At 44.8% G+C, this 13,948-nt stretch carries 14 protein-coding genes; 11 read left to right on the top strand and 3 right to left on the bottom strand.

Annotated elements, in window-relative coordinates; translation table 11 throughout:
• Window positions 1–163 precede the first annotated feature (163 nt).
• Both L9Q40_RS07980 and L9Q40_RS07975 read right to left on the bottom strand, forming a co-directional pair.
• The gene (locus tag L9Q40_RS07980; protein ID WP_014233515.1) at window positions 164–520 is read right to left on the bottom strand and encodes a YibL family ribosome-associated protein; all 357 of its coding nucleotides are present in this window, start codon (window positions 518–520) and stop codon (window positions 164–166) included.
• A gap of 83 nt (window positions 521–603) precedes the next feature.
• Entirely contained in the window at window positions 604–1,599 is a 996-nt protein-coding gene (locus L9Q40_RS07975) for a 2-hydroxyacid dehydrogenase (RefSeq protein WP_014233516.1), read from the bottom strand.
• Between the two features lie 220 nt (window positions 1,600–1,819).
• Here L9Q40_RS07975 and L9Q40_RS07970 point away from each other — a divergent pair, with 220 nt between their 5' ends.
• Window positions 1,820–2,302: a L,D-transpeptidase family protein gene (locus L9Q40_RS07970; RefSeq protein WP_422833546.1), complete on the top strand. Its 483-nt coding sequence runs from the start codon at window positions 1,820–1,822 to the stop codon at window positions 2,300–2,302.
• Window positions 2,303–2,335: 33 nt separating this feature from the next.
• On the opposite strand, the gene L9Q40_RS07965 is transcribed toward L9Q40_RS07970, so the two are convergent.
• Window positions 2,336–3,046, bottom strand: coding sequence for a glycerophosphodiester phosphodiesterase family protein (locus tag L9Q40_RS07965; RefSeq protein WP_498792996.1), 711 nt, complete (start codon window positions 3,044–3,046; stop codon window positions 2,336–2,338).
• A 314-nt stretch (window positions 3,047–3,360) separates the two neighbouring features.
• Between L9Q40_RS07965 and L9Q40_RS07960 the strand changes: the two genes are divergently transcribed.
• The 10 genes from L9Q40_RS07960 (at window position 3,361) to L9Q40_RS07915 (ending at window position 13,752) form a co-directional block, all read left to right on the top strand.
• Window positions 3,361–4,314 carry a lactate/malate family dehydrogenase gene (locus L9Q40_RS07960; protein WP_498792995.1) on the top strand — a complete coding sequence of 318 codons (954 nt, stop codon included), beginning with the start codon at window positions 3,361–3,363 and terminating at the stop codon, window positions 4,312–4,314.
• A 155-nt stretch (window positions 4,315–4,469) separates the two neighbouring features.
• Window positions 4,470–5,135: a response regulator transcription factor gene (locus tag L9Q40_RS07955; RefSeq protein ID WP_498792994.1), complete on the top strand. Its 666-nt coding sequence runs from the start codon at window positions 4,470–4,472 to the stop codon at window positions 5,133–5,135.
• Window positions 5,135–6,508 (top strand): sensor histidine kinase, encoded by a 1,374-nt coding sequence (locus L9Q40_RS07950; RefSeq protein WP_498792993.1) that lies wholly within the window; start codon window positions 5,135–5,137, stop codon window positions 6,506–6,508. The genes L9Q40_RS07955 and L9Q40_RS07950 overlap by 1 nt, the downstream gene beginning before the upstream one ends.
• A 209-nt stretch (window positions 6,509–6,717) precedes the next feature.
• Window positions 6,718–8,799: a TonB-dependent siderophore receptor gene (locus L9Q40_RS07945; protein WP_498792992.1), complete on the top strand. Its 2,082-nt coding sequence runs from the start codon at window positions 6,718–6,720 to the stop codon at window positions 8,797–8,799.
• Between the two features lie 73 nt (window positions 8,800–8,872).
• Complete coding sequence (locus L9Q40_RS07940; RefSeq protein ID WP_498792991.1) at window positions 8,873–9,640, top strand: DUF3450 domain-containing protein; 768 nt, start codon at window positions 8,873–8,875, stop codon at window positions 9,638–9,640.
• Window positions 9,641–11,008 carry a MotA/TolQ/ExbB proton channel family protein gene (locus L9Q40_RS07935; RefSeq protein WP_498792990.1) on the top strand — a complete coding sequence of 456 codons (1,368 nt, stop codon included), beginning with the start codon at window positions 9,641–9,643 and terminating at the stop codon, window positions 11,006–11,008.
• The gene (locus L9Q40_RS07930; RefSeq protein ID WP_498792989.1) at window positions 11,008–11,562 is read left to right on the top strand and encodes a MotA/TolQ/ExbB proton channel family protein; all 555 of its coding nucleotides are present in this window, start codon (window positions 11,008–11,010) and stop codon (window positions 11,560–11,562) included. The genes L9Q40_RS07935 and L9Q40_RS07930 overlap by 1 nt, the downstream gene beginning before the upstream one ends.
• Window positions 11,559–11,963, top strand: a complete 405-nt coding sequence (locus L9Q40_RS07925; protein ID WP_498792988.1) for an ExbD/TolR family protein — start codon at window positions 11,559–11,561, stop codon at window positions 11,961–11,963. The genes L9Q40_RS07930 and L9Q40_RS07925 overlap by 4 nt, the downstream gene beginning before the upstream one ends.
• Window positions 11,963–12,583, top strand: coding sequence for an energy transducer TonB (locus tag L9Q40_RS07920; protein WP_014233527.1), 621 nt, complete (start codon window positions 11,963–11,965; stop codon window positions 12,581–12,583). The genes L9Q40_RS07925 and L9Q40_RS07920 overlap by 1 nt, the downstream gene beginning before the upstream one ends.
• Window positions 12,580–13,752 carry a tetratricopeptide repeat protein gene (locus tag L9Q40_RS07915; protein WP_498792987.1) on the top strand — a complete coding sequence of 391 codons (1,173 nt, stop codon included), beginning with the start codon at window positions 12,580–12,582 and terminating at the stop codon, window positions 13,750–13,752. Before L9Q40_RS07920 ends, L9Q40_RS07915 begins: the two co-directional genes overlap by 4 nt.
• Window positions 13,753–13,948 lie beyond the last annotated feature (196 nt).

Here is a 13,948-nt window from a genome sequence, read left to right as displayed (position 1 = left end):
TCGTTAGAAATAGCGAGGTTTTCCTTTCATGTGCTAATTACATTCTTATTAGCGAGCATTTTTCCTAAGTAAGAACTAGGCCACTAACCTATTCGATTGGTAGAAAATAAAAAGCCCGAGTTTTTTGGACTCAGGCTCAATATAAACGTTGTGCTAACGCGAATTAAAATTCTTTTGGTGCAAAGCCTGTCATTACATCCAAACGTAGCTCTTTACCGATTTTGGTCATAGGGTGAACGATCACAAGTCCGCGCACGCGTTTTTTAAGTTTGCCAATGTCTGCTTGCTCAGCTTTGGTGATTTCACGAGAAAATGGCATATCTAGCAAGCTCTTACGCTCTTTGTTCAGCTCATAACTCTGTTTGTGTTTAAGCTGATTTAGCTTTTTGGTTAATTGCTCAACTTCGTCGGTAAACTTAGAAATCATTTCGTGATCACCACGAGAACGCGCTGCATCGAGCTTACGTTGGCAGTTATCTACGCGGTTATGCAGCTTTTGAATATCAGTTTTAATGCTCATGGTAGTTAGACTCTAATTTTCAATGGCCGAGGAGTATAGCATAGCTAAAATTCTACGCTCTACTATCCTCCTCGATTCCTTATTTAGTTGATCAGTTCATTGCCTGAAACTTGCCCAGAGAAGAATACTTCTACGTTATTTAGTGTCACTGACGCGATGTTGTTGAGCGCTTCGTGAGTTAAGAAAGCTTGATGACCCGTGAACAGCACGTTATGACATGCTGACAGTCGGCGGAAAACATCGTCTACGATAATGTCGTTTGATTTATCCTGGAAGAACAACTCTTTCTCATTGTCGTACACATCCAAGCCTAGTGAGCCGATTCTACCTTGTTTTAGCGCTTCGATTGCTGCTACAGAATCCAATAACTCTCCACGACTCGTATTAATGATCATCACCCCATCTTTCATTTTCGAAAATGAGTCGGCATTGAGGAGGTGGTAGTTTTCTTTACTCATCGGGCAATGCAAAGTAATAATATCCGCATTGGCGTATATATCTTCAAGAGAGCAGTAACGTGCTCCCATCTCTATTGCCAGTGGGTTTTCGTAAGGATCATGGCAAAGAATTTCCATGCCTAATCCCTTAAAAATTCTCATCGCAGCAATGCCGATTTTCCCCGTACCTATTACCCCGACAGTCTTACCAAAAAAGTTGAAGCCAACTAAACCTTCCAGAGAGAAATTCGCATCCCGGGTTCGCTGATAGGCTTTGTGTAGTCGACGGTTTAGACACATCATCATACCAACCGTATGTTCGGCAACCGCTTCTGGTGAATAGGCGGGCACACGTACCACTTGCAAGCCTAGCTTTTTAGCCGCTTGTTGGTCGACCTTATCAAATCCCGCACAACGCATCGCTATAAGCTTAGTCCCGCCCTGAGATAGCTGTTTTAAAACGGGTTCTGACAGATCATCGTTAACAAATGCACAGACGACTTCGCAGCCGTGAGCCATTTTCGCCGTCTTCGTGGTCAACCGAAAATCGTGATAATGAAACTCTAAATCCCGTTGATTTTTTACTTTGTTAAAAGAAGCTTCGTCGTAGGATTTGGCGCTAAAAAAAGCAATGTTAATCATGGTTCTCTCTCGAAATCATTGTGTTCTCTAATACCGTAATGCAACTTAGGTACAATGAATAGATAAATCTGCAATACAGGCTCTGTCATACCAAAATGCCATTAACATAGGTTTTTTACGTCCCTGCGTTATAATCAGATTGCTTTGTCATCATCAACTGACTAGCATATCCCTTCTCTTCTTTCCTTGTTGGCTTCTTTATTTATTAGGCGTTCTGGCGATGTCAGTAAAATGGTGTTCTTTGCTTGTATGTTGTGCGTTCGTGTTCGAAGCGCAGGGCGCTGTCGATCTTGTTAAAGTCGACAAGTCGAAGCGTCGCATGTACTTGATGGAAGAAGGCGCAGTGGTAAAGGAGTATCGAATTGCGCTGGGTGCTAATCCCAAAGGTCATAAACAAGAAGAAGGAGACAATCGTACACCAGAAGGTGATTATACTCTGGATTACGTGATCTATGACTCTGCTTTTTACCGTTCCGTACATATCAGCTACCCCGATCCTATTGATACGCTTGAGGCCCAGCGTCGAGGTGTCTACCCGGGTGGCAACATTAAAATCCATGGCTTAAAAAATGGAGAAACCCAAGATCCAAGCTTTATACAAAGTTTTGATTGGACCAACGGGTGTATCGCGATTACTAATGACGAGATGGATGAGTTTATTCAATTGGTTAGAAGGGGCACACCTATTACCATTGAGTGGTAGCAGCAAATCCCCCTCATGATCTAAAACAGTCTTTTACCGAAGAAACCGTGTAGGGTAATCACTGAAGATGCCATCTAAAGGTGGCAGATGTTTGAGTTTATGTGGGTTGTTGACGGTATAGCACATCACTTTATAGCCCTGTTGTTGAAGTTTTTTAATCTGACGGGAGCGCACCCAATTGATGTTTAAGTTACAGCTGTAAGCGTTGACTTCTTCAAGCAGCAATCGGTCTTTTCTGGTAAGAAACTCACTCAATACACCTAAACGGTAGCCTCTGCAGTGCTCAAAGAGCGCTCGAATCACATCATGGCTAAAACTAGAAAGTAAAATACTCTCTGAGGGCAGAGGGCTACCAGAAAGCACTTTCGCTAATAATTTTGCAACTGGCTCTGCGGGGTGACGATCAACTTTAACTTCGATGTTTAAATTGAGGTTGTGCTCTGCGGCCAGTTCAAGAAGCTCTTCCAACGTCATGATGGTTTCACCCTTAAACTCATCACTAAACCAACCACCAAAGTCTAAGCTTTTGAGTTCATCCAAAGTCAGTTCATCTATTCGCCCATGTCCGTTACTACAGCGGTTGACCGTGTGGTCATGGCATACCACCAAAATGTTGTCTTTTGTCGGCTGAACATCGACTTCTACCCATTTCAAATCAAGGTTTATTGCAGCCAGAACGCTTATCTTTGTGTTTTCTGGGTAAGACCCCGCCACACCTCGGTGGCCAATTAACAATGTATCCATGTTGTCGTTCTTCTCGTTTGGGTTGAACCCGATAGTAATCGATTTTAAGTGGTTTGGTTTAGTGGGCATCAAGTGAGGTCGATGCAACACCTTCATTTACAGCGGTATTCACAGGAATACAAATATGTTGGACTTTTACTCTATCGCAGCTCATTTTTAAAGTAACGACTAATCTTGCAAGCGCAGAACAATACCCAGAAACGCACGGAGTTGAGCTGAGCATAAGCCTTTATGCATGTCGAAAAATTTGATGATTGGATGGACTTGAATCCTGTATTTTGCAGTGATTTTTTAGAATTATCAGGGAGAGAAAAATGAAGATCGGTGTCATTGGCGCTGGAGCGGTTGGTGTTGGTGTTTGTAACTACTTACTCACAATGGGTAGTTTCAGCGAGCTAGTTTTATTAGATCAAAATCTGGAAAGGGCCGAAGGAGAAGTGTTCGATTTTCGTCACACAACGGCGTTAACGTTTTCTAAAAACACTCGTATTATCCCTTCGAATGACTATCTGGATTTATTAGAAGCTGACATTGTCATCATCACTGCTGGCGCACAAATCAAACATGGGCAGACTCGTCTGGATATCGCAGAAATCAACGCCAAGATTGGGGTGGATATCGCACGTAATATAGAGCGTGTGGCACCAAATGCCATTCTTATTGTTGTCACTAACCCATGTGACATTGTTACCCATTTTATTGTCGCTAATACTGGGTTTGAAGCGAGTAAGGTGATCAGCAGTGGTTGTGTTATAGATACTGCCCGCTTGATGAGTATTGTCGCTAATCGTGTCGATCTCGACCCTAAGAATATCTTTGGTTACGTATTAGGCGAGCATGGTAGCCATTGTTTTACGCCGAAAAGCTTGATTTCTATCGCTGGTCAACCGGCGGATTACTACTGTGATACGCACAATATCAAACGAATTGATGCGGATGAGCTGTTGGAGGCGGTGAAACAAGCCGGCTATGAAATATTTCGCCGCAAGAACAATACGGTACACGGCATTGCAGCGAGCGTTTTTCGGATCGTGCAGGCAGTTATCATTAACGAGCGCTCGGTGTTGCCTGTCGGAACGATGATAAAAGGGCAATATGGCGTGAATAATGTCGTACTCAGTTTACCAACGGTTGTGGGTAAAAATGGCGCAGACTCGGTTCTTACTCATCCATTTAGTGGTGAAGAGCTAAAAACGTTAAGAGCCATCAGTGAGAACTTACGTTCAATCGTAAAGAACGTTGCATCGTCGACCAGTTTAGAGTGTTAGCGAGTTTAAAACGGAAACCCTCGCTTAATTTCACAGAGCCTGCTTTAAAGCAGGCTTTCGTATTTTTGGTACAGATAAGTCTCTATTGCTCAGTTGTTTAACTTACAGGTGAGGAATATAATGAGAACTATTTTTATTTGAATAATGGGTTAGGCATGTCTCGAGTTTTAATCGTTGATGACGACGTTCCTCTGTGTGAACTCTTAGCGGCAGTGTTACAAGACGAAGGGTATACAGTATCTTCTGTGCATTGTGGTGAGAGTGCTCTGCAATACATGGAAAAAACACCTGTCGATTTGGTTTTGCTCGATGTTATGTTGCCGAACTTAAATGGAATGCAAGTTGCGCGTCGTGTTTGTCAGAGATTCGCTACTCCCATTCTTATGCTCACGGCTTTGAATGATGAGAACTCAATGCTTGATGGCTATCAAGCCGGAGCTGACCAATATATTGGTAAGCCATTCAATGTCGCAGAGTTACTGATGCGCATTAAAGCTATCCTTCGTCGAGTGGGTTTGGAGCGCCAACGACAAACCATTTGTAATACCGTTCAGAATATTAGTGATCAACTAAATAGCTTGCCGCTGACCAGCACTGAGGCCGAACTTTTAAGCCATCTGGTTAAAAATCAGGGACTAGTGATCTCTAAAGCGGAGCTTCAAACAGAAGTTCTGCAAAAAGAACTCAGTCCGTTTGATCGTAATCTTGATATGCATATCAGTAACATCCGCCGGAAACTGGTTGAGGCGGGCCTTTCAAAGCAGCATATCAAAACGTTTCGTGGTAAAGGCTATAGCTATTTAGAAGCTGTGAGCATGTAATGAAGGTTGTCTGTCCATCTTACATAGTAAAACGTAAAGACAGCCTTGCGTTTAAGCTGTTTAGCTACATGACGGCAATAGTCATCAGCATATTGCTTGTTCAGGACTTAACCGAGCGAGCTTTGGTCAAAGCCATGCTAAAAGTCCCTGATAGTGTCAAATCAGAGATGCTAGAACTTGCCCACCAAGCAAATGAACTGATTGAATACGGTGATATGGATGAATTGGCAGATTGGGCCAATGCACAGCAATTTTACCTGTTTGTATTGAATGAGCAGCTTCAACCCATTACACATCGTTTGATGCATCCACACTTTGAATTTAAGCTTCAGTTTAAACGCAGTCTTGACTCTCAATTGGAAGACAAAGTCAATCAACCCCTTATCAATATTCCTCTGGTTAATGAACACAATTTAGTGATTGAACTCCCGCATCGTCTGCACCCTGCGAATGACTTTATCCTTTATTTTTCTATCATCAAGGTCGTGATTGCCGCGGTAATTTTGTCTTTATTCTCACTTTTAATGGCGCGCAAATTACAGCAGCCACTCGCTCGTCTCAGAGAGGCGAGTAAGAAGCTTTCTAACGGGGATTTCGACGTCAGTGTTGTGCAGGAATTAAAGTCGACCACCCGAGAGTTTAATGAGCTCGCGGAGGACTTTGATCACATGACCAGAGAGATCCATTCACTAGCGGAAAAACAACGTCTTTTGATTCGTGATGTTTCTCATGAGCTCAGAACGCCACTAGCCAGGCAAAATCTCGTGCTACACCTCTTGCGCAAGCGCGTGGGAGAAGATGAACAGGATCTGGTTACTAGGCTAGAAGAGGAAACTAAAGAGCTAAACCACCTGATCAGCGGCATCTTAGAATTTAGCCGCCTTGAGAATGCCCGTTACGATAAAGCGACTAAACGTAATGATTTAGAAGTGCTTTTGGCACCACAAGTAGAGCGCTGCAAAATCGATCTTAAACAAGAACAAAGCTTGTCATTTGTTTCTCTTGCGACTGAGCCGAGCGCATATTGTGAAGAAACATTGGTGGTGCGTTGTCTTAATAATCTTGTTGGCAATGCAATCAAATACGCAGGCGAACGTGCCCAGATAGAAGTGGCTCTGAGCCACAAAGAAGTCAATGGCCAGCGTTATCTCGTTATGTCGGTATCTGATGATGGGCCCAGAATTGCAGAGAACAAGTTGTCCGAAATCTTTAATCCTTTTACACGCCTGGATGCATCGAGAGATAAAAACGTCGGAGGGTATGGTCTCGGGCTGGCGATTGTCAAAGAATCGATGCGAATAATGGGAGGAAGCGTTAAAGCAGAAAGCCGTCCGCAAGGTGGTTTAAACGTAAGTTTGATGTTCAGACAATAATACGCCATGATGCGGCCAAGATTTTTTGTGATCTAGATCTCGTATGAATAATTCGTCATCCAATAGTTCTTTACAAAATTCTGCAAATGCAAAGAATGTAAATTTAATGCAAATGGTAATACTTATCACTTATATTCACTCGCGATATAAATAAGAGGGAATCACATTCATTGTATGTGCGACCCGAAACACAATCGGAGTGAAAGTATATGTTTACTAAGAGCCATTTGGCATTAGTGATCGGTGCGGTGTTAGCAGCACCAGCAGTGGCAGAAATTCAAACGGATGAGCATCTAGTTGTTGAAGGACGCGAGTTCGGCTACAAAGCGGATACCAACAGTACAGCGATGCGTATGGAAATGACGCAGCTAGAAACTCCGGGACAAGTTGCCGTCATTGACGAAACCGTGATTGATGAGCAACGAGCGAGTACGCTGGGTGAAGTACTGCGTAATGACGCGAGTGTAAGCGCTGGCGGCACTAGTCGTAACCGTGAACGTTTCTCGCTTCGTGGATTTGAACTAAGTAGTTCTGATGGTTTTCTAAAAGATGGTCGCCAACACTGGTCACATTACCGTCAGCCAATTGAGCTTTTAGAGCGTGTTGAAGTTTTAAAAGGTCCGTCTGGTCTGCTTTACGGTAAGTCTGAGCCGGGTGGTTTAGTAAACATGGTTTCCAAGAAGCCAACAGCCAAAACACAAGTAAGCCTGAGCCAGGACATCGGTTCAAACGAGCATTCACGTACAGTGCTTGATGTAAGTGGCTCTTTAAACGAAGCCGAGACGCTGCGTGCTCGTGCGATTTTGGCGAAGGAGAACTACAGTTCTTGGCGAACATACGGTGATGGTACAAAGCCTCAAACTGACCGTTTTGTTGGTGGTTTAGTTGCTGAGTATGACATTACCGAAAACGTTATGGTGTCAGCGCACTATGACCGTACAAAAGATGAAGGTAGCGTAGACTCAGGTGCTTACGTTGTGAATGGTAAGCCTGTGCGTGGTGACAAATACATTTGGGATGCGCAGTGGTCGAAGATCGATAACGACGTCGAAAACTATGGCATCGACATTAACGCTCAAGTAGTTGAGAACGTTAATGTCAAAGCGGGATACAACCGCCAGGACTTTGAGCGCTTTGACGTAGAGTCGTACCCGAAGTTCAATGAATACGATGCAGGTAACGTCATTGTTCACCGTGGCAACGATCGTTCAGATAACTGGGTATTCGATACCGCTTATTTGGACGTCACGACGGGCTTTGCTCTATTTGGTACGGAAAACACACTGTTGGTCGGCGCTAACTACTTAGATTACAGTTACGATCGCTTTATGGCGTTTCATAATGAAGCTCAGATTGCTCCGGGAGAAACGGTGCCAAAGCCTGACTATCGCAGTTCTAGAAAATGGCCAACGGATGAATACGATACTTGGGGAATCTACGCGCAAAATATGATGACCATTAACGATTACTGGCAGGTACTTGCGGGTGTTCGTTATGATGAAAAACGCAGTGATGAGTTAACAGAGAGTCAAATATCTCCGAAGTTTGGTGTGACTTTCCACCCAACATCGAATGGCTCTATTTATGTGCAATACTCTGAAAGTTTTATGCCACAAGGGCAGGTAAATGGTGAGGATTATACTAACGATGGTGAAGAACTAGACGCAGAACGCGGCATTTCTTACGAAGTTGGTACTAAGTGGGAGTTGTTTGATCAACGTCTTTACTTAACAGGCGCTCTATTTGATATCACCTTAGAGAACGTAAAGCTAACGGTGGATGCGCCAAATAATCCGGGCAAAGAGACGATTACGCAAGATGGTGAGCAAGTTCACCGTGGAGCAGAAATCCTAGCGCAGGGCTTTGTGACGGATAAGTTGTCGCTTACGGCTTCTGCAATGTATTTAGATGCAGAGATTACACAAAGTAAAAGTTACAAAGGTAATCGTCCAGCAGATGTACCTGAGTTTTCGGCGAGTGTTTGGTCTAGCTATAAAGTGCAAGACAACACTAACCTAAACCTAGGTTTGATTTATGAAGGTGATCGCTACGGAGATGCAGCGAATACCTTCGAAAAAGATGGGTATGCACGCATTGATATGGGTGTGTCATACAAGCATAAGTACGACGAAAACTTGGATATTATTGCTCGATTCAATGTAGAAAACCTATTTGATACTGAGTACTTAGCAGGTGGTGGTAGTACCGACCCTCTAGAGTATGAAGGAGCGAGCGGTGTAGTGGTTGGTGAAGGCCGAAACTACATGGCGACAATCCAGTTTAAGTACTGATAACAATCTGATTAATAAAGGGGAAGGGTCGTATTCCCCTTTAGTCGTTTTAGGAAATAGCATTTAAACTCGTATGAATCTAATTAAATCAAGTATCGCTCTGTTGATTTCATCGGTTTTGATTCCCGTTCACGCGGAAAATCTCAGCGGTGCACAAGCAGTGCAAAGTAAAACCAATCAAGCATCCGCGGCTAGTCAAAAACGCATTGATACCAGTGCGGAAAAGGCGTTGACCTTGGAGGCAGAAATCGAACAGTTGCAAGAAGAAGTCAGCAATTTAAAGATTTATCGCGATCACCTTACCAGTCTTGTGAATAGTCAGAATCAAGAAGTAAGTAACTTGAATGACCAAATTGAGCAAATTGCGCACACTCGCCAAGGTGTTGTGCCGTTGATGTATCACATGCTTGACGGGTTAAAAGAGATCGTGGAGAACGATAAGCCGATTCGTAAAGCACAACGCGAAGAGCGTATTGCGAAGCTTGATTCGATGATGACTCGTGCGGATGTTGCCGATGCAGAAAAGTTTCGCCGAATCCTGGAAGCGTACCAAATCGAAATGGATTACGGCACTCGACTTGGCGTTTACCAAGGCAAGATTGATTTATCTGCAAACGAAAAAGTCGAGGCCGACGTCCTTTATTTAGGTCGAATATCGTTGATCGCACGTAGCTTATCCGGAGAAACGTTCTGGAGTTGGTCGCAACAGCAAAAAGCCTGGCAGCCACTTGGTTCTGACCAAAAAACAGAATTGGACAAAGCGTTTGCCATGGCAAACAAGCAAATCGCACCGAGCATGTTAACGTTGCCAGTGTCGCTGACCGTTGCGGAGGGCAAATAAATGATCAAAAAATGGTTATCGGTTGCATTAATCTCAGGCACTGCGTTGATGCCTCACACCACATTTGCCAGCGACACTTTGTTGCAAAAAGCGCAGCAGGAAAATCGTCAACAGCAATCACACAACGTAACGCGTGAAGCCGGTTTTAAACAATCAGAACAAGAGTTACAGTTGCTTAAAAATCAACTGGCTGCAGAGCGTGCAGCTTTGCAAGCTGAAGCTGACGCTTTAAGCGCGACGTTCAGTGAAAATGAAGCTGAATTGGCACAACTTGAAGAGAAACTTCGCTTAGAGACGGGCAGCCTTGGCGAGCTATTCGGTGTTGTACGTCAGAATGCAAAAGAACTTGAATCTGAACTTAAACATTCCGTAACGGGAGTTGACCGTAACACTTACCAGAAAGACATCGAGGCTATTGTTGCTGCGACCTCTTTGCCTACTTTGTCACAGCTTCAGGCCATGTGGCGCAGCATGGAAGAGCAGGTGAAGGCAAGTGGTGAACTCGCGAATGTATCATTCACATTGCTGGATGGTGAAGGTCGTGAGCAGACGATTTCGGGCGCTCGCCTAGGCGCGATGGCGTTACTGGATGACAACGGTTATGTGAATTGGAATGGTCAGCGTGGCGATGCAGTTAACTACCTTCGTCAGCCTGAAAATGGTCCGACAGCAAGCTCACTCACCTCGGGCGACTTAGAGAGCATCGTTATTGATCCATCACGCGGTATCCTTTTGGAGCAACTTGCGAACTCGCCAACCCTGCAAGATCGCCTCAGCGCTGGTGGTATCGTGGGTAAGATCATTCTTGGCTTACTAGCTATCGGTTTAATTATTGCGCTTGTTCGTGGCGTATCGCTAATGATTGCACGTCAGAAGATCGCACAGCAACTGAAGAGCCCTGCTCAGCCACAAGATAATCCGTTAGGCCGTGTCCTTGCGGTGTATCAGAAAGACAAACATCGCAGTGTGGAAGCATTAGAATTGCGTCTTCTTGAAGCTGTGGTTGATGAACAGACGCATCTGGAAAAAGGCTTGTCGATGCTGAAACTACTGGCGGCACTGGCTCCTATGCTTGGTCTGCTTGGAACCGTAACTGGCATGATCGAAACCTTCCAGGTGATCACTCAGTTTGGTAACGGCGATCCAAAAGTCATGGCTGGTGGTATTTCAATGGCGCTGGTAACGACAGTACTTGGTCTGGTTGCTGCAATGCCTCTGCTTCTGGCTCACAATGTGTTGAGCTCACAAGCAGAAAATATTCGCAATATTCTTGAGAAGCAAGGCATCGGCTTAGTCGCAGAACAGGCTGAGCGCGATATGCCGAAAGGAATGAATAAAGTGAACACTGTTGCGGAGAATGCAGCGTAATGGAGCAGATCTTACTCAACACATTGGGTTTGATCAGCGAAGATTGGGCCACAACCTTGATGAGCTTTATGCAGCAAGGTGGCCAGATCTTATGGTGGCTGGCTGCCGTGGTTGCGGTGTGCTGGTTTTTGGTCATGGAGCGGGTCATTTACCTGACTTCGGTTTTTCCTAAAGTAAAAGCAGAGCTTCGTGACCAGTGGCTGGCAAGGTCAGAACATCACTCTTGGTACGCACATCAAATCCGTGAAGGATGGATTGCAAAGGCGCAGATTGAATTGCGTCAGAACTTATCAACGATCAAATTGCTTGTGGCTATTTGCCCAATGCTTGGCTTGTTAGGCACGGTGACGGGCATGATTACCGTGTTTGATGTGATGGCTTCACAGGGCAGCAGCAATCCAAAATTGATGGCTTCAGGCATCTCGCTTGCCACCTTACCGACTATGGCTGGAATGGTAGCGGCGCTGGCGGGGATGTTTATTCATGCACGATTAAGCAAAGTGTGTGAACGCAGAGCCATCCAATTAGAACAATCTTTAAGGAGTCAGAAGTGAGACTCGGACGCAGACCTAATCAACAAGACGAAGCTCAAGTCGATTTAACATCCATGCTTGATATCGTGTTCATCATGTTGATTTTCTTTATTGTTACTAGCTCATTTGTTCGTGAGTCAGGGGTAGAAGTCAATCGCCCGCAGGCTTCAAACGTGGTGAGCCAGAAAGATGCTGGTATTTTCATAGCGATAACGGCAGCAAACGATGTGTATATTGACAAGCGTTTGGTCGATATCGAGCGTGTAGAAGCCTCTATCGAGCATTTGCTGCTTGATCAGCCTGATGCATCGCTTGTCATCCAAGCGGATGAGCATGCTTATAATGGTACGGTTGTAAAAGTAATGGATGCAGCAAAAGGCGCAGGCGTTAAGAACATTGCATTGGCAGCGGAGACACCTTAATGGGTAGGCTGTTACTTGCATTACCTGTGTCTTTGTTGATTTCAGTCAGCTTGTTTAGCTTTATGGCGTGGATGGTAGACAATGGCAACCAGCGTGCGCCCAAAGCTTCTGAAGCGGTTCGCTTTGACATGGTCATGGTGGAAAACGATGCAGATATACAGCGTCGTCAACGCTCGGTTCCAGAGCAGCCTGAGCCACCGAAAGCACCAGAGCCGATGGATTTGTCTCAAGCGAACACGCAAGTTGAGCCGATGAGCCAAGTCACGCCGACCAGCGCTTTGGGGCTTAATACGGCGTTGGATGGTATTGCGATAAGTGCGCCAAATCTAAAAGGCACGATGGGTAACCAACAAGCGCTACCTCTTTATCGCGTGGAACCTCGCTACCCGAGCAAAGCTCAGAAACGTAAGGTAGAAGGTTACGTGGTGTTGCGCTTTACTATTGACGCGACTGGCCGTCCAAAAGATATTGAAGTGGTTGAAGCTGAGCCAAGCCGCATGTTTGAGCGTGAGTCGATACGTGCGCTTAGAAATTGGAAATATCAGCCAAAAGTTGAGAATGGTGTGTCAATCGAGCAGTTTGGGCAGACCGTAAGACTGGAGTTCAAGTTACCGAAATGATGAAGAAATTCCTAATTGGTGCCGTCTTATGCTTAAGCGCTTTTACGACTACCGCTAACGAGTTAAGTCAGTACACGGCTTCGCGTGTCCAGCGGGCACATGCTATGGCGCAGGAAGATAACCTCAAAGAGGCCATTTCTACACTTGAAGGATTAGATCTTTCTCGTGGTTATGATCAAGCTTTCGTCGCTCGTATGTTGGGTATTTTCTATTGGCAAAACCAGCAAATTAAGCCTGCAATTAAACAACTTGAGTATGCAGTGAACAGTGGTTTGTTGCAGGATGAACAGGCGTGGCAAACCCGTAAGATGCTGGCTGATATGCTGCTTAACGAACAACAGTTTTCCAAAGCGTTACCGCACTATTATGCGTTAAGTAAGACCGTGCCTAAAAATCACAAAGCCCATGATGTTTGGTTGCGTATAGCACAGTCGCATTACCAACTAAGAGAGTGGAATAAAGTGATTTCAGCCATGGGGCGTTATGAGCAGTTTGGGCAGCCAGACAAGACAGGCCCGCTTTCGATCAAGCTTTCTGCGGAGCTGGAACTCAAAAAGTGGAAGCCAGCGATTGGCACAATAAAACGTTTGATTCCGATTGAACCTGTGCGTGTGGAATGGTGGCGTCAACTGGTCGCTTTGCATCTCCGTATTAATGATAATAAGCGTGCTTTAGACTCTTTGGCTCTTGCTAAGCTTCAAGGTGTCGAACTCAGCCAGGATGATTTGAAGCTGTTAGCGCAACTGTATGCAAATCGAGGAATTCCAGAACGTGCTGCGTTGGTCTTGGATGAGCTCAATGAGATTAATTCAGACAGTAAATTGAAAGCTCAGCAAGCAACGTACTGGCAAATGGCCAAAGAGTGGGATAAGTCGATAGATAGCTGGCGTATAGCAGCGAAACTCGACTCACAGTACAACTGGAACTACTCTCAGCTACTCGTACAGGAAGGGCAGTACCAACAGGCATTGGCCGTTTTGGATGACGTTTCTGGCAGACCATCTGACGTCGCGCTTATCAAAGCTCGGGTTTATTACAAGTTGAAGCGAATTGATGATGCGCTCGCAAACGCGAAACGATCTTATGAAATGAAGCCATCCGATCAGGCAAAAAGTTGGGTGACTTATTTGTCTCAACTTCGTAAAGCAGAATCCAGTTTAAATTCTTAGATAGCTGTCAAGAACACTCAAAAAGCTCGAGGTAACACTCGGGCTTTTTTGCATTTTAACCCTCCATATTTCCAATAATCTACAGTATTTACGCAAGAGAGTTAGACTGAGTAGTCTGTACCCGATCAGTAAAAATCAGCGAATTTATCTAACAAACTAGGCTGATTTCGATACAAAGCTCTGCATTGGTTCGGCA

This window comes from Allocatenococcus thiocycli (assembly GCF_921292965.1).
Classification (GTDB): domain Bacteria; phylum Pseudomonadota; class Gammaproteobacteria; order Enterobacterales; family Vibrionaceae; genus Vibrio; species Vibrio natriegens.
Note: the sequence above shows the minus strand (reverse complement) of the source record. Positions and strands in the feature narration are given on the sequence as shown.

What these genes read in the sequence shown, in the direction of transcription:
- L9Q40_RS07980 (WP_014233515.1), bottom strand. Translation starts at nt 520, where the DNA reads ATGAGCATTAAAACTGATATTCAAAAGCTGCATAACCGCGTAGATAAC.
- L9Q40_RS07975 (WP_014233516.1), bottom strand. Translation starts at nt 1,599, where the DNA reads ATGATTAACATTGCTTTTTTTAGCGCCAAATCCTACGACGAAGCTTCT.
- L9Q40_RS07970 (WP_422833546.1), top strand. Translation starts at nt 1,820, where the DNA reads ATGTCAGTAAAATGGTGTTCTTTGCTTGTATGTTGTGCGTTCGTGTTC.
- L9Q40_RS07965 (WP_498792996.1), bottom strand. Translation starts at nt 3,046, where the DNA reads ATGGATACATTGTTAATTGGCCACCGAGGTGTGGCGGGGTCTTACCCA.
- L9Q40_RS07960 (WP_498792995.1), top strand. Translation starts at nt 3,361, where the DNA reads ATGAAGATCGGTGTCATTGGCGCTGGAGCGGTTGGTGTTGGTGTTTGT.
- L9Q40_RS07955 (WP_498792994.1), top strand. Translation starts at nt 4,470, where the DNA reads ATGTCTCGAGTTTTAATCGTTGATGACGACGTTCCTCTGTGTGAACTC.
- L9Q40_RS07950 (WP_498792993.1), top strand. Translation starts at nt 5,135, where the DNA reads ATGAAGGTTGTCTGTCCATCTTACATAGTAAAACGTAAAGACAGCCTT.
- L9Q40_RS07945 (WP_498792992.1), top strand. Translation starts at nt 6,718, where the DNA reads ATGTTTACTAAGAGCCATTTGGCATTAGTGATCGGTGCGGTGTTAGCA.
- L9Q40_RS07940 (WP_498792991.1), top strand. Translation starts at nt 8,873, where the DNA reads ATGAATCTAATTAAATCAAGTATCGCTCTGTTGATTTCATCGGTTTTG.
- L9Q40_RS07935 (WP_498792990.1), top strand. Translation starts at nt 9,641, where the DNA reads ATGATCAAAAAATGGTTATCGGTTGCATTAATCTCAGGCACTGCGTTG.
- L9Q40_RS07930 (WP_498792989.1), top strand. Translation starts at nt 11,008, where the DNA reads ATGGAGCAGATCTTACTCAACACATTGGGTTTGATCAGCGAAGATTGG.
- L9Q40_RS07920 (WP_014233527.1), top strand. Translation starts at nt 11,963, where the DNA reads ATGGGTAGGCTGTTACTTGCATTACCTGTGTCTTTGTTGATTTCAGTC.
- L9Q40_RS07915 (WP_498792987.1), top strand. Translation starts at nt 12,580, where the DNA reads ATGATGAAGAAATTCCTAATTGGTGCCGTCTTATGCTTAAGCGCTTTT.